Source organism: Pseudomonas sp. FG98, assembly GCF_057808595.1.
In genome coordinates this window covers 105,821-127,024 of sequence record NZ_JBMDIJ010000004.1, presented here as the reverse complement: position 1 = coordinate 127,024, position 21,204 = coordinate 105,821, and the positions used below count along the sequence as shown (strand labels likewise).

Here is a 21,204-nt window from a genome sequence, read left to right as displayed (position 1 = left end):
ACCCTTTATGAGTGCCACCTGAATTACACCTGCCGGTGGATGCTGACTATAGAATCCTTGCCCGCGACTCGCAACCTTCGATGAATAACTGATACATGCAGAATTATTTAAATTAAATATATAAAATCAAAAAAGCATCCATAAAGGAATCCCAATCACAACATTCACCCCCCATACAATAACTCCCGGAACCATAAACACCCAATTCACAAAGGACAAGCCTGACAAACCCCGCCCCTCACTACCCTCGTAAAAGTTAATGGCCCTCTGCACAATCACAATCAACCATAGCAAAACCCCGAGAATTACTGGCACCAAGACCCCGTAATACTCAAGCGCCATATGCAATGCAAACCAAGGATATCGCAACAAATCCGAAACAACTCGCCCAGCATCATAGTAGTTATACCATGAAGTTGAAACCCCAATCGCCACACCCGCGACTACGGCCGATGTCAAAAGCGGCGAAGGCCAGAAGCAACCGCGTCCTTTATCCCGAATGCATTTATCCAGCCTTTTCAATAAAAAATATAGAAACCACAAGAAAAATAAAGAGCGCCAAAAGGGACTTACACTCTCACCTGTAGCCCTACGATATCTTGACCAAGATTGATAACTCCAATAAAAGCCGTACAACCCAAAACTAAAAATCACCATTACAATTACTTTCACAACCGAAACAGCGTAAAACTCTGCATTAGCCTCTACAGACTCAGCAGATTGTTTCTCGGCGAACACATTTACCGACATACTACTTTCTCCTTTTTTATAGCACTGATCGCCATCGATTCCATTATCGATATGCAAGGTGAGCAGGCAGCGCCCGAATAAACCACAGAGGGTGTCTTTTCCGAGGACACGCGATGTAACTCTACCTGCAGGAAAAGCCATGCAAACCATGTCGCAAGATACTACCCTCACGAAATAAGCGCACCGTCACCCTGAAGATTCGGTTTAATACCATTAAGTTAAATACACGTACGCCCAGAAAATCCAGGGAGCCAAAATATAAACCATCACCAAGATCAACATTCCGACCCCGGGAATCACCCACAGCCACTCGACCAGCTTCCAACGGCTGTTAGTAGCAGCGCACGAATGCGGCTCACGCGAATTTATGGACCGCTGGACTGCAGCCATAAACCAAAGGTGCCACCCCCACAACACAAGAGAAACCACATAGAGCACTTGAAACCCCAAATTAGTCTGCAGCACTGAAGCCGCCCTCAACAACCCAGACGGATACCACCCTCTCAATAGAATCTCTGACAATAACGCCAACATACCTGTTGAAATCAGACAAACCGCTAATCTCTTAGGTGACCATTTTAAATCGGAGCTTGTAGAGCGCTGCCCTTCATCAACCAGAACAAGCAACCTATAAAGGAACAGCGGAGCCAACAAGGCTCGCAGTACAGGGCTAACCCGAAGCCCGGTGGCTCGACAATAAATAGCCAGATTTCGATAATGCCAGTACAAAAGATAGATGCAGAAACTGAAAATCGAAAGAATCACCAGCTTCCTTACCGACATCACATGAAACATTGGTGGCGTGAGAGCCGGCGTGGAAATTGGGGTAGTAGACATGAGGAGAACCTCTCGACTGAATGGTCTCTAATCAGATACGCACATTCTGAGATTCGCTATAGGACGATTCTCAAAAGTCACCGAGAAAAATCTCTCCGTAAGGCACTCTCGAATTTTTTCTCCATCTTAGACGCCAGTTTTGCCTTAAATGGGTGGGCCGCCAGCGCTCAGCAGAACGGCTTGATGGTCGAGGGTGAGCCAGGCAAATCGGTGCGCTCGCGCCTGCCGAAGGAAGTCCAGGCACGGATCAAGCTGGTCAGCGACTGGAACAAGGAAGACGTGGCGTTCGACGCGGTCCTGCACCACGGCGACTCCGACCAGTTGCGCGGCATCTGCGAGCAGATCGCCAAGCGTCCGGGCGCGATCGTCGGCGTTCACGGCCTGTCCTCGGGTGAAACCGCAGTGGCGCTGGAACGCCTGGTGATCGAGCGGGCGCTGAGCGTGAACACGGCGGCTGCCGGTGGTAACGCGAGCCTGATGACTATCGGCTGATAGTCGGAAGGAAAAGAAGCGGGGCGGGTTTTGCGCACTCCAGATGGAGTGGCGCGAAACCTGCCCCGTTTTTTTGGTCAATCAAACACCGACCAGTACTGCCGCTTTCAGTAAGCGAGCGACAACAGCATCGCAACCGAAATGAAATACACCAGCCAGATGACAATACCCAATCCGATCCAGCCGTTGTTGGCTCCGTTGAAATGTGCGTTTGACTCTCCTTCCGGGTCCCCTTCTGCAACATTTACAGCTCGCTGGATCTTGCAAACGACCCAAACGAGGGCTACCAATTGCACTATCGTCAGAATCAAGTTTTGCAAGTTCATGAGCGCAATATCCTTCAACTGCTCCGTGGGTGCGGAAATCAGCATTGATACGCCGAAACTGGCAAGCAGAATTAACCACATGCTCATGGCCAGCGGTTTCGGTGACCACTCGTACTGGACGCCTGAACGCTTCAAGCTCTGGTCGATCCGCCAGAGCAACGAATACAAGAAAATTACGGGAATGATGCTGCGGAGGATAGGAATCAAATGTTCTCCAGTGGCATCTCTGTAGGTAGCCCAGTTTCGATAGAACCAATATAAAAGATAAAGCCCAGTAGTAAGAACCGACATGTAAATCAACTTATTTATCGAAACCACATAGAACTTCTGAGCTACCGCTTGAGCAGGTTCACCTTCCACTAACTTCATGCTTTCGGACATAAAAACCTCGTAATTTAAGGGCCGCCAATCAGATACTTATTTCCCAAATATCTCTGTAGGCCGTGTCTGAAAAACCAAGGAGAAAAGTCGAAAAGACTGGAGATCAATCTGCCCCCCCCCCTCCGGGACCGCTTCCCCAAGCAGGCCGTCTTCCTGATTGCACGAATCCCCCAGCACCAGCCACCCCGAAGTCACGATCAGTATCCACAGCCAATTGATCACCGAGAGATGTGCATTCCCCGCCCCTTGCGGATCGCCCTCACAAAAGTTGATTGCCCGCTGGGTCCGCGCCAGAACCATATGGAACAGCACAACCACCAGTAACAACGGCACCGCAAAACCCGGCAGGGGCAACATCACCATCAGCAACTCAATGCCGCCGATGAATGTCAGCAGCAGCCCGAACGCCAACCACCAAGGTGACCATCGATAACAACGCCCAGATGCAAGGATCCGCTGATCGACCCGATGCAGCAGCGAATAAAGGAAATACGAAGGCCACAGGAGGCGCGGCAGCAACATCACCGAACCGGTGGCCCGCTGATAGAGGTCCCAATTGCGCAGATACCAGAACACGCCATAGAGCCCGGACGTGAAGAACGTCATGATGATCAGCTTCGGAACCGCCACCACGAAGAAGAACGGTCGGGCCGAATGCGAGGGGGAAAAAGTGCTTGTGGACATGGGTTGGACCGCCGTGCTGGAGAGCACTCATCAAACCGCACCCACAAGTCTCAGGGCTGCCGGCTCGGTCCCGATGCAGAGCGCGAAATCTCCGACAACGGATCGGAGTTGGACTACAAAGCTGAACGAGCTTCAGACCTGATCCGGTCGCAGCCCCCTACGCCGTGCTTCGCCCTTCTACCCCACCATCACCCAAACCTATTTCCCTGTGCACCCTCCCCCCGCCTGCCTAGACTCGCTCCACCCCCGATCAAAGGACCGCCGCCATGACCGAGACCCTGCTCAGCGCCCGCAACCTGGCGTTCGAACTCTATGAAGTGCTGGATGCCGAAGCCCTGACCCGCCGCGAGCGCTTTGCCGAGCACAGCCGCGAGACCTTCGATGCGGCGCTGTCCACGGCGCGGAGCATCGCCGAGAAGTATTTCGCTCCGCACAACCGCAAGGGCGACGAGAACGAGCCGCGCTACGAGAACGGCGAGGCGGTGCTGATCCCCGAGGTGAAACCGGCGGTCGATGCCTTCCTCGAAGCCGGCTTCCTCAACGCCAACCGCGATTTCGAGGCCGGTGGCATGCAGTTGCCGACCCTGCTGTCGCAGGCGTGCTTCGCCCATTTCCAGGCGGCCAACGCCGGGACCACGGCCTATCCGTTCCTGACCATGGGCGCAGCCAACCTGATCGAGAGCTTCGGCAGCGACGAGCAGAAGCGCCTGTTCCTCCAGCCGATGATCGACGGACGTTTCTTCGGCACCATGGCCCTGACCGAACCCCACGCCGGATCGTCCCTGGCCGATATCCGCAGCCGCGCCGAGCCGGCCGGCGATGGCAGCTACCGGCTGCGCGGCAACAAGATCTTCATTTCCGGCGGCGACCATCCACTTTCGGAAAACATCGTGCATATGGTCCTGGCCAAGCTGCCGGATGCGCCGCCCGGGGTGAAGGGCATTTCCTTGTTTATCGTGCCCAAGTTCCTGGTCAACGCCGACGGCAGTCTCGGGCAGCGCAACGATGTGACCCTGGCCGGACTGTTCCACAAGATGGGCTGGCGCGGTACCACCTCGACGGCGCTGAACTTCGGCGATAACGGCAATTGCGTCGGCTATCTGGTGGGCAAGCCGCACCAGGGCCTGGCCTGCATGTTCCAGATGATGAACGAGGCGCGCATCGGCGTCGGCATGGGCGCGGTGATGCTGGGCTACGCCGGCTATCTGTACTCCCTCGACTACGCCCGCCAGCGTCCGCAGGGTCGCCTGCCGGACAACAAGGACCCATCCACCGCCGCCGTGCCGATCATTGCCCACAGTGATGTGAAGCGCATGCTGCTGACGCAGAAGGCCTATGTGGAAGGTGCCTTCGATCTGGGCCTGTATGCTGCACGGCTGTTCGACGACACCCAGACTGCCGACACCCCCGAGGCGCGCCAGCAGGCCCACGAGCTACTCGACCTGCTCACCCCCATCGTCAAGTCGTGGCCATCGGAGTTCTGCCTCAAGGCCAACGAGCTGGCGATCCAGATCCTCGGCGGCCATGGCTACACCCGCGAATACCCGGTGGAGCAGTACTACCGCGACAACCGCCTGAACCCGATCCACGAAGGCACCCACGGCATCCAGTCCCTCGACCTGCTCGGGCGCAAGCTGGCGCAGAACGGCGGCGCCGGGCTCAAGCAACTGGTGCGGCTGATCGCCGGCACCTGCGAGCGCGCCCACCAGCACCCGACGCTGGACAACCTGCGCCAGCCGCTGGAGCAACTGCTCAACCGCCTGCAAGGCGTGACCCTTGGCCTGCTTGGTGACCTGGCCACTGGCAAGGTCAACGCCGCCCTGGCCAACTCGGCGCTGTACATGAAGGCCTTCGGTCATTGCGTGGTCGGCTGGCGCTGGCTGGAACAGGCGATCCGCGCCGAACAGGGCCTGGCCAAGGCCAGCGAGGCGGATCGCGACTTCTATAAAGGCAAGTTGCAGGCGGCGAGATTCTTCCTCACCTGGGAAGTACCTCCCTGCCATAATGACCTGGCATTGCTCGAAGCCCGCGACGACACCTGCCCGAGCATGCAAGACGAGTGGTTCTGAGGGGGAACCACCGGTATCCGGAGTTCCGCGCATGTTCGATTCCACCACGCCGCTGCGCCAGCGCTTCGCCGCGCTGCGCAGCGGCGGCGAGTTTTTCTCCCTGCGCCATGTGCGCCAGTCCAACCAGCACCTGTCGGTGCGCAAGAACATCGCCGAGCCGCCGAGCCTGGGCCGTGACGAAGGCGCCATGCTCACCGTGCGGGTCAACGGCGTCGAGGCCTACGCGGCCACCGCCGATCTGTCCCAGGCCGGTCTGCAGCAGGCCCTGGACCGCGCCGAGGCCCTGGCCCGGCAGATCGCCGCCCACGCCCTGCTCGACCTGCGCGACCAGCCCGTACCCGACCACCGCGCCGATTACCTGTCACCGAATCTCGACAGTGCCTTCCCGTCCCTGGCCGACTGCTACGACCTGCTCAACCAGGAATCGGCCTCGGTACCGGCGGACCAGCGCCTGGTCAACTGGCAGGCCAGCCTCGGCCTGACCGAGGTCGAGCAGATCTACTTCAACAGTGCCGGCGCCGAACTGCGCCAGGCCCAGCGCTTTGTCTTCCCCGGTTTCAGCGTCACTGCGTTCGACGGCAGCGACAGCCAGACCCGCACCCTGGGCCGGGAGAACTTCGGCCAGCAAGGCGGTTTCGATGTAATCCAGCGCTGTGGCCTGGTCGGTGCCGGCGCCCGTGTCGCCGACCAGGCCCTGCAACTGCTGCTGGCACCCAACACCCCGAGCGGCGTGCGCGACCTGCTGCTGATGCCGGACCAGATGATGCTGCAGATCCACGAATCCATCGGCCACCCGCTGGAGCTGGACCGCATCCTTGGCGACGAGCGCAATTACGCCGGCACCAGCTTCGTCAAGGCCAGCGACTTCGGCCAACTGCAATACGGCTCGAAGCTGCTCAATGTGACCTTCGACCCGGAAATCCGCGAGGAACTGGCCAGCTACGGCCATGACGACGACGGCACCCCGGCCACCCGCCAGTTCCTGATTCGCAACGGCTTGCTGGAACGTCCGCTGGGTGGCGCGCTGTCGCAGTTCCGCTCTGGCCTCGACGGCGTTGCCAACAGCCGCGCCTGCAACTGGAACCGCGCGCCCATCGACCGCATGGCCAACCTCAATATCGAGCCGGGGGACAAGTCCCTGGAGCAACTGGTCGGTGGCATCGAGCGCGGCATCCTGATGCGCACCAACCGCTCGTGGTCCATCGACGATGCGCGCAACAAGTTCCAGTTCGGCTGCGAGTGGGGCCAGTTGATCGAGAACGGCGAGCTCAAGGGCGTGGTGAAGAACCCCAACTACCGCGGCATCTCCGCCGGCTTCTGGCGCAACCTCAGCGCCGTGGGCGACGCCAGTACCTTCCAGGTGCTGGGCACGCCGAACTGCGGCAAGGGCGAGCCGAACCAGGTGGTACGGGTCGGGCACGCTTCGCCCGCCTGTGTCTTCAGCCAGATCGACGTATTCGGAGGAGACGCCTGATGGCCGCCCGCTTCCTGCACAACTTCCAGGCCCTGGTGGCCTGGCTGCGCGACAACGTTCACGCGCCCGAACAATTCACCCTGAGCTACGCCGCCGAACATTCGCAGTTCATCCGCTTCAACCACGCCAAGGTTCGCCAGGCCGGTGATGTGCGCCAGTCCGACGCGACCCTGAAGCTGATCGCCGACGGCCGCCAGGCCGACCTCAACCTGACCCTCAGCGGCGACGACGAGCTCGACCGCCAGCGTCTGGCCGAGGCCCTGGCCCAACTGCGCCAGACCTTGCCGCTGATCCCCGCCGATCCGTACCTGATGCTCAACGACAGCGCCTGGGACAGCCGCCTGCAACAGGAACAGCCGCTGCCCGACAGCACCCAGGTACTGACACGCATCGAGGCTGGCGCCGGCGATCTCGACCTGGTCGGCATCTACGCCGCCGGGCCGGTCTGCCGGGGCTTCGCCAGCTCCTTCGGGGCGTTCGGCTGGCACCAGGCCAACAGCTTCAACTTCGACTGGAGCCTGTTCCACGCCAACGGCCAGGCGGTCAAGGCCAACTACGCCGGGCAGGTGTGGGACGACGAGCAGTTCGCCCGACGCCTGGCCCAGGCCCGCGAGCAACTGGACTACCTGGGTCGACCGCTGAAGACACTCACGCCCGGCGAGTACCGCGCCTACCTGGCCCCCGCCGCCCTCGACGAGATCGTTGGCATGCTCGGCTGGGGCGGGTTCTCCACCCAGGCCATCGCCAGCAAGAACAGCCCGCTGCAAAGGCTTTACGCCGCCGAGGCCGAACTCAGCCCGCTGGTCAGCATGACCGAGCAGGTCAGCGGCTCGTTGAGCCCGGCGTTTTCCGGCGAGGGTTATCCGCGCAGCGACGTCCGCCTGATCGATCGCGGCCAAGCCCTGGAGCAACTGACCAACGCCCGCAGCGCCGCCGAATTCGAGCGCCAGGCCAACGGTGCAGAGCCCTGGGAGGCACCGGCCTGCCTGAGCATGGCTGGCGGAGCACTGGCCGAGGCCGACGTGCTGCAACGACTGGGCACCGGCCTGTACATCGGCAATCTCTGGTACCTGAACTACTCGGACCAGAGCGCCGCCCGCCTGACCGGCCTGACCCGCTTCGCCTGCTTCTGGGTCGAGGACGGACGGATCCAGGCACCGGTCAGCACCATGCGTTTCGATGACAGCGTCTACAGTCTGCTGGGTAGCCAGCTGGAAGCCCTGACCGAGGAACGCGAGCTGATGCTGTCGACCGGCACCTATGGCCAGCGCCAGACCGGATCGAGTCATCTGCCGGGGGCGCTGGTCAAACGGCTTACCCTGACCCTCTGAAGGTTTTCACCGACCTTGTGGGAGCTGGCTTGCCAGCGATAGGGCCAGACGTGACAACACAGGTGCCTGTACCGGCCTCATCGCTGGCAAGCCAGCTCCCACAAGGACCGCGCATGCAAGGACTTTCCATGCCCGAACGCACGCCCCTGGACCCCACCACCGCCCGCTGGATCCCCTGGGTGGTGGCCATCGCCTTCTTCATGCAGTCCCTCGACGGCACCATCCTCAACACCGCCCTGCCGGCCATGGCCCGCGACCTGGCAGAGGACCCGCTGCGCATGCAGTCGGTGATCATCGCCTACATGCTCACCGTGGCCCTGCTGATCCCCGCCTCCGGCTGGATCGCCGACCGCTTCGGCACCAAGCGGGTGTTCTTCGGCGCGATCCTGCTGTTCAGCCTCGGTTCACTGCTTTGCGCCATCGCCAACAGCCTCGGCCTGCTGGTCGGCGCCCGGGTCATCCAGGGCCTCGGCGGCGCGCTGATGCTACCGGTCGGGCGCCTGGTGGTGCTGCGCGCCTATCCGCGCTCGGAGCTGGTGCGGATCATGAGCTTCATCACCATCCCCGGCCTGCTTGGCCCGTTGATCGGCCCGACCATGGGCGGCTGGCTGGTGGAAATCCTCAGCTGGCACTGGATCTTCCTGCTCAACCTGCCGGTGGGCGCTCTCGGCTGCTACGCGGTGTGGAAGTACATCCCCGACCTGCGCGGCTCCGAGCGCACGCGCTTCGACGGCATCGGCTTCGTCCTGTTCGGCGCGGCGATGGTGCTGATCACCATCGCCATGGAAGGCCTCGGCGAACTGCACCTGCCGCACCTGCGGGTGATGTTGCTGCTGTTCGCCGGCATGGCCTGCCTGGCCGCCTACTGGCTGCGCGCCGGCAGCATCGACAATCCGCTGTTCTCGCCCAAGCTGTTCCGCGTGCGGACCTTCTCCGTGGGCATTCTCGGCAACCTGTTCGCCCGCCTGGGCAGCGGCGCCCTGCCGTTCCTGGTGCCGTTGCTGTTGCAGGTGGCGCTAGGTTATTCGCCGGCCGAAGCGGGGATGAGCATGATCCCCCTGGCCGCCGCGGCGATGCTGGCCAAGTCCATCGCCCGGCCGCTGATCGAGCGCTTCGGCTACCGCAACGTGCTGACCATCAATACCCTGCTGCTCGGGCTGATGCTGTGCAGTCTCGGCCTGGTCAACGAAAGCACGCCGCACGCGGTGCTGCTGGTGCAACTGGGCCTGCTCGGGGCGATCAACTCGATGCAGTTCACCGCGATGAACACCGTGACCCTGATCGACCTCGACGACGCCAGCGCCAGCAGCGGCAACAGCCTGCTGTCGGTGGTGGCGCAGCTGTCCCTGAGCCTCGGCGTGGCTTGCGCCGGCGCCCTGCTCGGCGGCTTTACCGCCGCAGGCAGCGCCGAGGGCGTGGAAACCACCCTCGGCGCCTTCCAGCTGACCTTCGTCACCATCGGCCTGATGGCCATGCTGGCGGCGGCGATCTTCCTGCAACTGGCAAAGACCGACGGACGCCGCGCACGGCGCGAAGATGCCGCACAGGAGCACGGAATCGACCACTGAACCCGGCAGGAAAGGCGCCCCACCACTCGGCGCCTTTTCCGACAAAGGCAGGGCGAATGGCCATGAGGCTGGTACACTGCGCGACATTTTGTTTTGCAGGCCCGTCTCGTGACCACCAACGCCACCGCTTTCGCCACCTTGCCGCTGTCCGCCGCCATGCTGGCCAACCTGGACGCCCTCGGCTATGCCGAGATGACCCCGATCCAGGCCCAGAGCCTGCCGGTCATCCTCAAGGGCCAGGACCTGATCGCCCAGGCCAAGACCGGCAGCGGCAAAACCGCCGCCTTCGGCATCGGCCTGCTCAACCCGATCAACCCGCGCTATTTCGGCTGCCAGGCCCTGGTCCTGTGCCCGACCCGCGAGCTGGCCGACCAGGTCGCCAAGGAGCTGCGCCGCCTGGCCCGCGCCGAGGACAACATCAAGATCCTCACCCTGTGCGGTGGCGTCTCCCTCGGACCACAGATCGCCTCGCTGGAGCACGGCGCGCACATCATCGTCGGTACCCCGGGCCGGGTGCAGCAGCACCTGAGCAAGGGCACCCTGGTGCTGGACGGCCTTAACACCCTGGTCCTCGACGAAGCCGACCGCATGCTCGACATGGGCTTCTTCGACGCCATCAGCGATATCGTCGGGCAGACCCCGAAGCGCCGTCAGACCCTGCTGTTCTCCGCCACCTACCCGGCCGGGATCAAGCAACTGGCCTCGTCGATCATGCGCGACCCGCAGCAGGTCAAGGTCGAAGCGCTGCATGACGACAGCCAGATCGAACAGCATTTCTACGAAATCGACGCCGAAGACCGCCTGAGCGCCGTGACCCGCGTGCTCGGTCACTTCCGTCCGCAGTCCTGCGTGGCGTTCTGCTTCACCAAGCAGCAGTGCCAGGAGCTGGTCGACCACCTCAAGGCCAAGGGCATCGCTGCCGAAGCCCTGCACGGCGACCTGGAACAGCGCGACCGCGACCAGGTGCTGACCGTGTTCGCCAACCGCAGCCTGTCGGTGCTGGTAGCCACCGACGTGGCGGCCCGCGGGCTGGACATCGATGCGCTGGACATGGTGATCAACGTCGAGCTGGCCCGTGACGCCGAGATTCATGTGCACCGTGTCGGCCGTACCGGTCGGGCCGGCGAGAAAGGCCTGGCGGTGAGCCTGGTGGCCCCGGCCGAGGGCCATCGCGCCAAGGCCATCGAAGACCTGCAGAAGAAACCGCTGCGCTGGGAGCAGCTGGACAGCCTGAAGAGCAAGGCCGGCGAGCCGCTGGTGCCGGTGATGAGCACCCTGTGCATCGCCGCCGGGCGCAAGGACAAGCTGCGCCCGGGGGATATCCTCGGCGCCCTGACCGGCGATGCCGGGATCGATGGCAAGAAAGTGGGCAAGATCGCCATCTTCGATTTCCAGGCCTTCGTCGCGGTCGAACGGGCGCTGGCCAAGCAGGCCATGCAGCGGCTCAACAGCGGCAAGATCAAGGGGCGTTCGCTCAAGGTCCGGATCATCTGAGTTCTTGAGGGCCTCATCGCTGGCAAGCCAGCTCCCACAGGTGCGGTGCATGCAGTACCTGTGGGAGCTGGCTTGCCAGCGATGAGGGCCTAACATCTAGAGAAAAATCATGCACTCCACCGATGTGATCATCATCGGCGCCGGCGCTGCCGGGCTGATGTGCGCCCGTACCGCCGCCCTGCGCGGCCGTCGGGTCGTGCTGCTGGACCACGCCAACAAGCCGGGCAAGAAAATCCTCATGTCCGGCGGCGGTCGCTGCAATTTCACCAACATGTACACCGAGCCGGGCAATTTCCTCTCGCAGAACCCGCATTTCTGCAAGTCCGCCCTGGCCCGCTATACCCAGTGGGACTTCATCGAGATGGTCGCCAAGCATGGCGTGCCCTATCACGAGAAGAAACTCGGCCAGCTGTTCTGCGATAACAAGTCCAGCGACATCCTGCAGATGCTCCTCGACGAGTGCGACAGCGCCGGCGCCACGTTGCGCATGGACACCCGCATCGAGCAGATCGAGAAGCTCGAACACGGCTATCTGCTGACCACCAGCGCCGGCCAGTTCCAGTGCCAGTCCCTGGTGATCGCCACCGGCGGCCTGTCGATCCCGACCCTGGGCGCGACCGGCTTCGGCTACCAGGTCGCCCGCCAGTTCGGCCACGCCCTGCTGCCGACCCGCGCCGGCCTGGTGCCCTTCACCATCACCGACCAGCTCAAGGCCCTGTGCAGCGAGCTGTCCGGCACCTCGGTGGACTGCATCGCCAGCTGCAACGGCACCAGCTTCCGCGAAAACCTGCTGTTCACCCACCGCGGCCTCAGTGGCCCGGCGATCCTGCAGGTTTCCTCGTTCTGGGAAGCCGGCGACACGGTGGAGATCAACCTGCTGCCGGACCACGACGCCCTGACCTGGCTGCAACAGCAGCAAGCCGAGCGCCCCAACAGCGAGCTGAAGACCCTGCTCGGCGAGATCTTCACCAAGAAGATGGCCAACCTGCTGGCCGAGCACTGGTTCGCCTCCAAGCCGATGAAGCAGTACACCCCCGGCGAGCTGGCCCAGGTCGCCGACAAGCTGGGCAACTGGCAACTGGTGCCGGCCGGCACCGAGGGCTACCGCACCGCCGAAGTGACCCTCGGTGGCGTGGATACCCGCGAGGTTTCGTCGAAAACCATGGAATCGCTGAAAAGTCCTGGCCTGTACTTCATCGGCGAAGTGCTCGACGTCAGCGGCCACCTCGGCGGTTTCAACTTCCAGTGGGCCTGGGCCTCGGCTTACGCGGCGGCGCAGTTCGTCTAGAATCAGCGCCAATCACGGAACGCATTTTGCTGGTACGTGACCACCGCGACGACTTTACGTCGCGGTGACCGCTCACTTCAGCTCCCCCGTTCGGCAGGCCCCGTCGTCCATCATGTCTTCTTCTTCGTTTCGTCAGTCGTTGCGTCGTTTGTGGGCGCTGGACAAATTCAGCTACAGCATTCGGGTATTGATCGCCCTGACCGGCAGCATGGCGCTGTGCTGGTACCAGGACCAGATGAACCTGCTGATCCCGCTGTTCCTCGGCATCATCGCCAGCGCCCTGGCGGAAACCGACGACAGCTGGCAGGGCCGCCTCAACGCCCTGGCGGTGACCCTGGTGTGCTTCACCGTCGCCGCGCTGTCGGTAGAGCTGCTGTTCCCCTATCCGTGGATCTTCGTCATCTCCATGGCCCTGGCGGCGTTCGGCCTGACCATGCTCGGCGCCCTCGGCGAGCGCTACGGGGCGATTGCCCAGGCCACCCTGATTCTCTCGGTGTACACCATGATCGGCGTGGACCAGCGCGGTGGCGAGGTCGCTGACTTCTGGCACGAACCGCTGCTGCTGGTGGCCGGTGCGGCCTGGTACGGGCTGCTCTCGGTACTGTGGCAGGCGATGTTTTCCAACCAGCCGGTGCAGCAGAGCCTGGCCCGGCTGTTCCGTGAGCTGGGTACCTACCTCAAGCTCAAAGCCACCCTGTTCGAGCCGATCCGCGGCCTCGACGTGGAAGCCCGCCGCCTGGAGCTGGCGCAGCAGAACGGCAAGGTGGTGGCGGCGCTGAACAGCGCCAAGGAAATCATCCTGCACCGGGTCGGCAATGGCCGCCCCAGCTCCAAGGTCAGTCGTTACCTGAAGCTGTATTTCCTCGCCCAGGACATCCACGAACGGGCCAGCTCCTCGCACTACCCGTACAACGCCCTGACCGAGGCCTTCTTCCATAGCGACGTGCTGTTCCGCTGCCAGCGCCTGCTGCGCCAGCAGGGCAGCGCCTGCCAGCAGTTGTCGACGTCGATCCAGTTACGCCAGCCGTTCGTCTTCAACAGCAACTTCGCCGAGGCCCTGGAAGACCTCAACGCCTCGCTGGAGCACCTGCGCATCCAGAGCAACCCGGCCTGGCGCGGCCTGCTCCGCTCACTGCGGGCGCTGGCGGCCAACCTGGCGACCCTCGACCGCCTGCTCAGCGATGCCAGCAACCCGGACAACCTGGCCGACAACACCGACTCCAGCCTGCTCGACCGCTCGCCGCGCAACTTCAAGGACGTCTGGACCCGCCTGCGCCTGCAACTGACGCCGACCTCGCTGATCTTCCGCCACGCCCTGCGCCTGCCCCTGGCCCTGTCGATCGGCTACGGCATGGTGCACCTGATCCACCCGACCCAGGGCTACTGGATCATCCTCACCACGCTGTTCGTCTGCCAGCCCAACTACGGTGCAACGCGGCGCAAGCTGGTGCAGCGGATCATCGGCACGGCCATCGGCCTGACGGTCGGCTGGGCGCTGTTCGACCTGTTCCCCAACGCGCTGATCCAGTCGCTGTTCGCGGTGGCCGCGGGGGTGGTGTTCTTCGTCAACCGCACCACCCGCTATACCCTGGCGACCGCGGCGATCACCCTGATGGTGCTGTTCTGCTTCAACCAGATCGGCGATGGCTACGGCCTGTTCCTGCCGCGCCTGTTCGATACCCTGGTGGGCAGCCTGATCGCCATTCTCGCGGTATTCCTGTTCCTCCCGGACTGGCAGGGCCGCCGCCTGAACAAGGTGCTGGCCAACACCCTGACCTGCAACAGCCTGTACCTGCGCCAGATCATGCAGCAGTACGCCCAGGGCAAGCAGGACGACCTCGCCTACCGCCTGGCCCGGCGCAACGCGCACAACGCCGATGCCGCGCTGTCGACCACCCTGTCCAACATGCTCATGGAACCCGGGCACTTCAGGAAGGAAGCAGATACCGGCTTCCGCTTCCTGGTGCTCTCGCACACCCTGCTCAGCTACCTCTCGGCCCTTGGCGCACACCGCGAAAGCACCCTGCCGGCCGAAGCCCATGCGCAACTGATCGACGGTGCAGTGGCCAAGCTGGCGCAAAGCCTCGACGAGATCGCCAGCGGCCTGGCCGGCAAGCAGCCGGTGGCGATCCACAGCGACGCCGAGGAAGCCCTGGCCATCGAGCTGGAGCAGATGCCCGAAGAAATGGACGAGAACCTGCGCACGGTGCAGACCCAACTGGCGCTGATCGCCCGTCACCTCGGCCCGCTGCGCACCCTGGCCGCGCACCTGATCAAGGGGACTCCGGCCTGAAGGCGTAGTGTTCGAGGATCCTGGCGTAGCTGCCATCGGCCTTCATCGCGCCGATGGCCTTGTCGAAGGCGGCGACGATCTGAGCGTGCTGCGGGTGCTTGAGGCTGACCAGGATATGCAGGTTGTTCTCGCTGACCGGCTTGCCGAAGAACTCGATCAGGTCCTTGGTGTTGCTGCGCTCCTGTTGCAGGTACCAGCTGGCCACGTACTCGTCTTCCACGGCCAGGGTCACCCGGCCGGCGGCAAGCATGCCGATGGCCACGGGAAAACTGCGCACCGGGACTTTCTGCAGGCGCAGATCATTGTCGAACTCGGCGGAATAGGCGTAGTCGCGGACCACGGCGATGGAGTGCGGGTAGAGGTCGGAAAGACGCTCGTAGTGGATTGCATCGGCCTTGCGCTTGAGCAGACGAATGCGATTGGCCAGGTAGCCCTCGGAAAACTGCCCGATACGGGTGCGCGACTCGTTGTACCAGGCGTTGACCAGCACATCGTAGCGACCGTCGCCGATCCCCATCAGCGCCCGCGCCCAGGGCACCTGCTCGAAATCGCTGGCATAACCGGCGCGCTCCAGCGCCGCCTTGACCAGGGCAGTGGCGAGCCCGCCCTGCTCCATGCTGGCGTCGGTAAAAGGCGGCCAGGCATCGGCGACCAAACGGAGCTTTTCTGCGTGAACCGGGGTAACTGACAACATTCCAAGCAAACACAAGACTCGGAGCAAGGGCATGCTCAAATCCTATAGCGGAGATGTGCTCCGCGTTGTGGTTTGACCGCTGGGAAGTGCACTGCCGAAAACTCGATCGCAATGAGCAGACTACACAAACATCCGTCCGGGTGGCAGCAGCAAATAATAGCCATGTGCCTCTATTCCTGCCGGCCTTGCGCACTCTTCGGCCTTCGCCCGGAAGGGACAACGGGCTATCCTCGGGCGCGTACCCACTGAGAGATTTCCCCATGTCCATCGATTGGATCTGCAAACATCACACCGACCTTGGCAAGGAACAGCTCTACGCCGTACTCCAGCTGCGCAACCAGGTGTTCGTGCTGGAACAGAAGTGCCCCTACCAGGACCTGGATGGCCAGGATCTGAGCGGGGATACCTGCCACCTGATGGCCTGGCAGGAGGATCGGCTGGTGGCCTATCTGCGCCTTCTGGACCCGATTTCGCAAGGCGGGGACGTGGTGATTGGCCGGGTGGTGATCGCCGAGGCCGGGCGTGGCCAGGGGCTTGGGCATGAGCTGATGGTGCGGGCGCTGAAAGAAGCGCAGGAGAACTGGCCTGACGTGCCGGTGTATCTCTCGGCCCAGGCGCATCTGCAGGGGTATTACCGCAAACATGGCTTCGAGGTGGTGGGCGAGGCTTATCTGGAAGATGACATTCCGCACATCGGCATGCGCCGGGCTTGAGGGCCTCATCGCCGGCAACGCCGGCTCCCACAAGGTCTGCGTACACCACCGAACACTGTGGGAGCCGGCGTTGCCGGCGATAGGGCCGGAACAAGCAACAGATCAATCAGGGATACCCCAGCACCTCACGGATCCCCCGCAGATTCTGGATGATCCAGCCCTTGTCGATCGCACCCCAATCACGGATCCGGTACTGCCCGGCATGGTTGCGCGCTCCGGCTTCCTGCTCGAACTCGCAGACGATGTCCAGGTCCGCCAGGGCGGCGATGGTGTCCTGGGCGGTGCGCCGGGGCATGCCGGTGGCGGCCATCAGCGCGGGGACGCTGGCGGCGGTCTGGCTGTCGATCAGCCAGGCCACGTACAGCCGACGATAGAAACTGCTCTTGGTCTTGCTCACTTCCATGCAAAGGTTTCCTTGACTCACTGATTGCCCGGCAGGTCGCGCCAGGTCAGGTACACGCGCAGGTCGAACTCCAGTTGATGGTAGCCGGGCTGCATGTATTCACAGAGTTGATAGAAGGCCTTGTTGTGTTCGGCCTCCTTCAGGTGCGCCAGCTCATGCACCACGATCATGCGCAGGAACTCCGGCGCTGCCTCGCGAAACAGCGAAGCGATGCGGATTTCCTTCTTCGCCTTGAGCTTGCCGCCCTGCACCCGCGACACCGCAGTGTGCAGGCCCAGGGCACGGTGGGTCAGGTCGAGGCGGTTGTCGAACAGCACCTTGTCCAGGTTCGGCGCATTGCGCAGGTGTTCCTGCTTGAGCGCCTGGGCATAGCCGTACAGCGCCTTGTCGCTCTGCACCTCATGCCGGCCCGGATAGCGCTTTTGCAGGTAGTCGCCCAACTGATCGCGGGCGATCAACTGGCGCACCTGGTCTTGCAGGGCGGGCGGATAGGCTTGCAGGTACTTGAGGACGGTCATGGCTGCGGCGAACGAAGAAACGAAGGCGGCAGTGTAACCAACTACAGCGAGCCCCAGTCAAAAAACCCCGGGAAGCGCCCGGCTTCGTCGGCGGTGATCGGCCGGGCGACCAGGAAGCCCTGCACGTACTGGCAGCCATGCTCGCGCAGCCAGTCCGCCTGCTCCGCGGTTTCCACGCCTTCGGCGATGACGCGGATGTTGTACTGCTCGCAGAGTTCGATCACGCAGCGCACCAACGCCACGTTCGCTCCGGACTCTGGCAGCAACGCCACCAGATGGCGGTCGAGCTTCAGGGTGTCGATGGGCAGGTCGCGCAACAGGCGCAGGGAGCAGTCGCCGGCACCGAAATCGTCCAGCGCCACACGCACGCCCAGTTCGCGCAGCTGGCGCAGTTGCCGCTGCGCTGCGTCGATATTGTCGACCAGCGAAGTCTCGGCGATTTCCACTTCCAGCTGGCTCGGGGACAGGCCGGCGGCAGCAATCACCTGACCCAGCTCCTCGACCAGATTGGGCATGCCGAACTGCACCTTGCTGAGGCTGATGCCCAGGGTCAGCTCGTCAGGGAAATGCCCGCACCACAGACGCCGCTGTTCGGCGCCCTGACGGTAGATCCAGCTGGCCAGGCGGTTGATCAGCCGCGCCTCCTCCAGCAAGGGCAGGAACAGTCCCGGCGGCACATCGCCGACACTCGGGTGGCGCCAGCGCAGCAATGCCTCGAAACCACGCAAGCGGCCGTCGGCGAAGGCGACCTGGGGCTGGAACACCAGGGTGAAGTCCTGGTTATCCACCGCCGCGCGCACGCTGTCCTCCAGCATCAGGCGCGAGCGTGCGCGGCCGTTGAGGTCCTGGTCGTAATAGCGGTACTGCTGGCGCCCGGCCTGTTTCGCCGCGTACATCGCCGTATCGGCGGCGCGCAGCAGGTTGTCGAGGTTGGCGCCGCAGTCGGGATAGATGGCGATGCCGATACTGACCCCGAGAATCACCTCCAGCCCGTCGATATGCTGACGGATCGACATGCGCTCGATGCATTTCTCGGCAAAGCGCGCCGCCTGCTCCGGGTAGTCCAGGTCGTCGAGCAAGGCGGTGAATTCATCACCGCCCATGCGCGCGAGAATGCCGTGGCCTCCGAGGCAATCCTTCAACTGTTCGGCGACCCAGTGCAGCACCTGGTCGCCGGTTTCGTGACCGAGCAAGTCGTTGACCCGCTTGAAGCCATCAAGGTCGAGGTACATCAGGGCGTGATGCTTTTCCGAATGCTCGGCGCGCACCAGTTCGCTCTCCGCCGCCTGGTAGAAACCGCGACGATTGAGCAGGCCGGTGAGCGGATCGGTGACCGCCTGCTGTTCCAGTTGCTGATGCAGGCTGCGCACCACCGACATGTCCAGCACCGTCACCACCATCGCCCGCTGCTCGCCCGGCAATGCCGCGCAGGACAGCGCCACCGACAGGGCCTGGCCGTTGCTGGTACGCAGTACCGCGTCATGCAGGCGGTAGATGTCCCGCTCCAGATAGGCCTGGTAGAAGGCCGATTCACGCCATTGGTTTGCCGTCGGCGACAGCACGAACTCCAGCAGGCAGGCGCCCTGCAACTGGTCGACGGAGGCCATCAGCAGACGGGAAATTGCCGGATTGGCGAAACGGATGGTGCCGTCCTCGGCCACCACCAGGATGCCCTCGGCGGCGTTTTCCAGAACCGAGGCATTGAAGGCCCGGGCCGCCTCCAGGTCGCGGGTCAGGCGCTGCAAGGCCCGGCGGTTGCGCTGCTGGTCGAGCAGGGCCTGCACCTTGGGCTTGAGGATCTGCGGATCGAATGGCTTGAACAGATAATCCACGGCACCGCTGGCATAGCCCTTGAGCACCGCCGCCTGGCTTTGCTCGTTGGCCGTGAGGAAGATGATCGGGGTCAGGCGCGTGCGCTGGCTGCCGCGCATCAGGCGAGCGACTTCGAAGCCGTCCATGCCTGGCATCTGTACGTCCAGCAGAACCAGGTCGACTTCATGTTCGAGCAAGGTACTCAGGGCCTCGATGCCCGAGCACGCGGTCAACACCTGCCAGTCCTGGCGCGCCAGCAGGGCACGCATGCTGATCAGGTTCTCCGGGTAGTCATCAACCACCAATAGTGTTGACGCGCCCTCTTGTATGGGGGTTTGAGCGCATTCCATGCTGCTTCTCTATGTGGCAACCAGCGTCAGTTTTCCAATTGAAATTCTGCCGGAATTCACTCTAGACCCGAGTGTTACAAATCTAAAGCTGGCACAAGGCCAATAGATAGTTCGCCGACTAACGGTCGTAGGAGCGGGGCAATCAAAAAAAAGGGACTGCCTTGGCAGTCCCTTCTTCTTTACCCGGGGAGAACTCAGTTGACCTTGGCGGCCAGCTCGCCCTTGGCGTAACGCAGGTACATTTCGTCCAGGGAGACCGGCTTGATCTTCGAGGCGTTGCCAGCGGTGCCGAAGGCTTCGTAGCGGGCGATGCAGATGTCACGCATGGCTTCGACGGTCTTGGCGAAGTATTTGCGCGGGTCGAACTCGGACTTGTTCTGTTCCAGGAAGCGACGGATCGCACCGGTGGAAGCCAGACGCAGGTCGGTGTCGATATTGACCTTGCGCACGCCGTGCTTGATGCCTTCGACGATCTCTTCGACCGGTACGCCGTAGGTCTCTTTGATGTCGCCACCGAACTCGTTGATGATCGCCAGCCAGTCCTGCGGAACCGAGGACGAACCGTGCATCACCAGGTGGGTGTTCGGAATGCGCTGGTGGATCGCCTTGATGCGGTCGATCGCCAGGATGTCGCCGGTAGGCGGCTTGGTGAACTTGTAGGCACCGTGGCTGGTGCCGATGGCGATGGCCAGGGCGTCGACCTGGGTCTTCTTGACGAAGTCGGCGGCCTCTTCAGGGTCGGTCAGCATCTGGCTGTGATCCAGGATGCCTTCGGCGCCAACGCCGTCTTCTTCACCGGCCTGACCGGTTTCCAGGCTGCCCAGGCAACCCAGTTCGCCTTCCACGGACACGCCGCAGGCGTGGGCGAATGCCACGGTCTGCTGGGTCACGCGGACGTTGTATTCGTAGTCGGACGGGGTCTTGCCGTCTTCACGCAGCGAGCCGTCCATCATTACCGAGCTGAAGCCCAGCTGGATCGAACGCTGGCAGACGTCAGGGCTGGTGCCGTGGTCCTGGTGCATGCACACCGGGATGTGCGGGAATTCTTCGATGGCCGCCAGGATCAGGTGACGCAGGAACGGCGCGCCAGCGTATTTGCGGGCACCGGCCGAAGCCTGGACGATCACGGGGGAGTCGGTCTTGTCGGCCGCTTCCATGATGGCGCGCATCTGCTCGAGGTTGTTGACGTTGAAAGCCGGAACGCCGTAACCGAATTCGGCGGCGTGGTCCAGCATCTGGCGCATGCTAATGAGTGCCATTGTGTATCTCTCTCCCGACAAGCGTCGTTATTTCGTGCAAGCCTGCCGCAGCGGCGGTTGCTGTTCAAGTTGTGTGAGCCGGCATATCAGGCCGACCCGGCCAGTCACGGTGCCTTGCAGCCCCGCCCTATCAAATCGTTGGTCGCTACCCAGTACACCAGGCCCTCATCGCCCTTGGTGTGAAAGGCCAGCACGCCATCGCTGTACAGCGCCCCGGACCCCGCCGGCTCGGGCTTGAGCCGGTAGACCTGGTCACCGCCACCGAGGCGTACGTCCATGTCGTTGCCAACCGTGCGCCAGAGCACCTGGACCTTGCTGTCGCAGACCCAGGTGGTCCATGTGTCGGCCACCGGTGGCTCGGACTTGAAGCTTGCGCATCCCGCGAGTACCGCCATGACCATCACGGCCAGAACGCCTTTCATTCCATTCCTCCAGCAGACCACAAAGCAGGCGACTGGTTGTCGTCAG

18 protein-coding genes and 1 pseudogene are annotated in these 21,204 nt (G+C 62.7%); 9 read left to right on the top strand and 10 right to left on the bottom strand.

Annotation, left to right across the window (positions count from 1 at the left end):
* Nucleotides 1-126: 126 nt before the first annotated feature.
* Entirely contained in the window at nucleotides 127-891 is a 765-nt protein-coding gene (locus ACODSK_RS04580; protein WP_489014166.1) for a hypothetical protein, read from the bottom strand.
* A gap of 72 nt (nucleotides 892-963) precedes the next feature.
* Nucleotides 964-1,587, bottom strand: coding sequence for a hypothetical protein (locus tag ACODSK_RS04575; protein ID WP_489014164.1), 624 nt, complete (start codon nucleotides 1,585-1,587; stop codon nucleotides 964-966).
* Nucleotides 1,588-1,800: 213 nt separating this feature from the next.
* Here ACODSK_RS04575 and ACODSK_RS04570 point away from each other — a divergent pair.
* Nucleotides 1,801-2,079: pseudogene (locus ACODSK_RS04570) on the top strand (hypothetical protein); the annotation flags it as partial.
* A gap of 107 nt (nucleotides 2,080-2,186) precedes the next feature.
* On the opposite strand, the gene ACODSK_RS04565 reads toward ACODSK_RS04570, so the two are convergent.
* Both ACODSK_RS04565 and ACODSK_RS04560 read right to left on the bottom strand, forming a co-directional pair.
* On the bottom strand, nucleotides 2,187-2,786 hold the full coding sequence (locus tag ACODSK_RS04565; protein WP_489014163.1) for a hypothetical protein: 600 nt from the start codon (nucleotides 2,784-2,786) through the stop codon (nucleotides 2,187-2,189).
* Between the two features lie 36 nt (nucleotides 2,787-2,822).
* Nucleotides 2,823-3,470, bottom strand: coding sequence for a hypothetical protein (locus ACODSK_RS04560; RefSeq protein ID WP_489014162.1), 648 nt, complete (start codon nucleotides 3,468-3,470; stop codon nucleotides 2,823-2,825).
* Nucleotides 3,471-3,736: 266 nt separating this feature from the next.
* Between ACODSK_RS04560 and ACODSK_RS04555 the strand changes: the two genes are divergently transcribed.
* The 7 genes from ACODSK_RS04555 (at nucleotide 3,737) to yccS (ending at nucleotide 14,987) form a co-directional block, all read left to right on the top strand.
* Nucleotides 3,737-5,539, top strand: a complete 1,803-nt coding sequence (locus ACODSK_RS04555; RefSeq protein WP_489014161.1) for an acyl-CoA dehydrogenase — start codon at nucleotides 3,737-3,739, stop codon at nucleotides 5,537-5,539.
* 31 nt (nucleotides 5,540-5,570) lie between these two features.
* Entirely contained in the window at nucleotides 5,571-7,013 is a 1,443-nt protein-coding gene (locus tag ACODSK_RS04550) for a TldD/PmbA family protein (RefSeq protein WP_489014160.1), read from the top strand.
* Complete coding sequence (locus tag ACODSK_RS04545; RefSeq protein WP_489014159.1) at nucleotides 7,013-8,344, top strand: TldD/PmbA family protein; 1,332 nt, start codon at nucleotides 7,013-7,015, stop codon at nucleotides 8,342-8,344. Before ACODSK_RS04550 ends, ACODSK_RS04545 begins: the two co-directional genes overlap by 1 nt.
* A 128-nt stretch (nucleotides 8,345-8,472) precedes the next feature.
* Nucleotides 8,473-9,912, top strand: coding sequence for a multidrug transporter subunit MdtD (gene mdtD / locus ACODSK_RS04540; protein WP_489014292.1), 1,440 nt, complete (start codon nucleotides 8,473-8,475; stop codon nucleotides 9,910-9,912).
* Between the two features lie 156 nt (nucleotides 9,913-10,068).
* Nucleotides 10,069-11,406 (top strand): ATP-dependent RNA helicase DbpA, encoded by a 1,338-nt coding sequence (gene dbpA / locus ACODSK_RS04535; RefSeq protein ID WP_489014290.1) that lies wholly within the window; start codon nucleotides 10,069-10,071, stop codon nucleotides 11,404-11,406.
* 109 nt (nucleotides 11,407-11,515) lie between these two features.
* Nucleotides 11,516-12,694, top strand: a complete 1,179-nt coding sequence (locus ACODSK_RS04530; RefSeq protein WP_489014158.1) for a BaiN/RdsA family NAD(P)/FAD-dependent oxidoreductase — start codon at nucleotides 11,516-11,518, stop codon at nucleotides 12,692-12,694.
* Nucleotides 12,695-12,806: 112 nt separating this feature from the next.
* A complete protein-coding gene (gene yccS, locus ACODSK_RS04525; protein ID WP_489014157.1) occupies nucleotides 12,807-14,987 on the top strand; it encodes a YccS family putative transporter in 2,181 nt (726 codons plus the stop codon).
* Here the strand turns inward: yccS and ACODSK_RS04520 are convergent.
* Nucleotides 14,968-15,714, bottom strand: a complete 747-nt coding sequence (locus tag ACODSK_RS04520) for a substrate-binding periplasmic protein (protein ID WP_489014156.1) — start codon at nucleotides 15,712-15,714, stop codon at nucleotides 14,968-14,970. The two genes, yccS and ACODSK_RS04520, sit on opposite strands and share 20 nt — an antisense overlap.
* 227 nt (nucleotides 15,715-15,941) lie before the next feature.
* Between ACODSK_RS04520 and ACODSK_RS04515 the strand changes: the two genes are divergently transcribed.
* A complete protein-coding gene (locus tag ACODSK_RS04515) occupies nucleotides 15,942-16,394 on the top strand; it encodes a GNAT family N-acetyltransferase (protein WP_489014155.1) in 453 nt (150 codons plus the stop codon).
* Between the two features lie 106 nt (nucleotides 16,395-16,500).
* On the opposite strand, the gene ACODSK_RS04510 is transcribed toward ACODSK_RS04515, so the two are convergent.
* From ACODSK_RS04510 to ACODSK_RS04490, 5 genes are all read right to left on the bottom strand, one after another.
* Complete coding sequence (locus ACODSK_RS04510; protein ID WP_489014154.1) at nucleotides 16,501-16,797, bottom strand: winged helix-turn-helix domain-containing protein; 297 nt, start codon at nucleotides 16,795-16,797, stop codon at nucleotides 16,501-16,503.
* A 17-nt stretch (nucleotides 16,798-16,814) separates the two neighbouring features.
* Nucleotides 16,815-17,315, bottom strand: a complete 501-nt coding sequence (locus tag ACODSK_RS04505) for a M48 metallopeptidase family protein (RefSeq protein ID WP_489014153.1) — start codon at nucleotides 17,313-17,315, stop codon at nucleotides 16,815-16,817.
* Between the two features lie 41 nt (nucleotides 17,316-17,356).
* A complete protein-coding gene (locus ACODSK_RS04500; RefSeq protein WP_489014152.1) occupies nucleotides 17,357-19,477 on the bottom strand; it encodes a putative bifunctional diguanylate cyclase/phosphodiesterase in 2,121 nt (706 codons plus the stop codon).
* Nucleotides 19,478-19,671: 194 nt separating this feature from the next.
* On the bottom strand, nucleotides 19,672-20,736 hold the full coding sequence (fba, locus tag ACODSK_RS04495) for a class II fructose-bisphosphate aldolase (protein WP_009399343.1): 1,065 nt from the start codon (nucleotides 20,734-20,736) through the stop codon (nucleotides 19,672-19,674).
* Between the two features lie 104 nt (nucleotides 20,737-20,840).
* Nucleotides 20,841-21,158 (bottom strand): MliC family protein, encoded by a 318-nt coding sequence (locus ACODSK_RS04490; protein ID WP_489014151.1) that lies wholly within the window; start codon nucleotides 21,156-21,158, stop codon nucleotides 20,841-20,843.
* Between the last annotated feature and the right edge of the window lie 46 nt (nucleotides 21,159-21,204).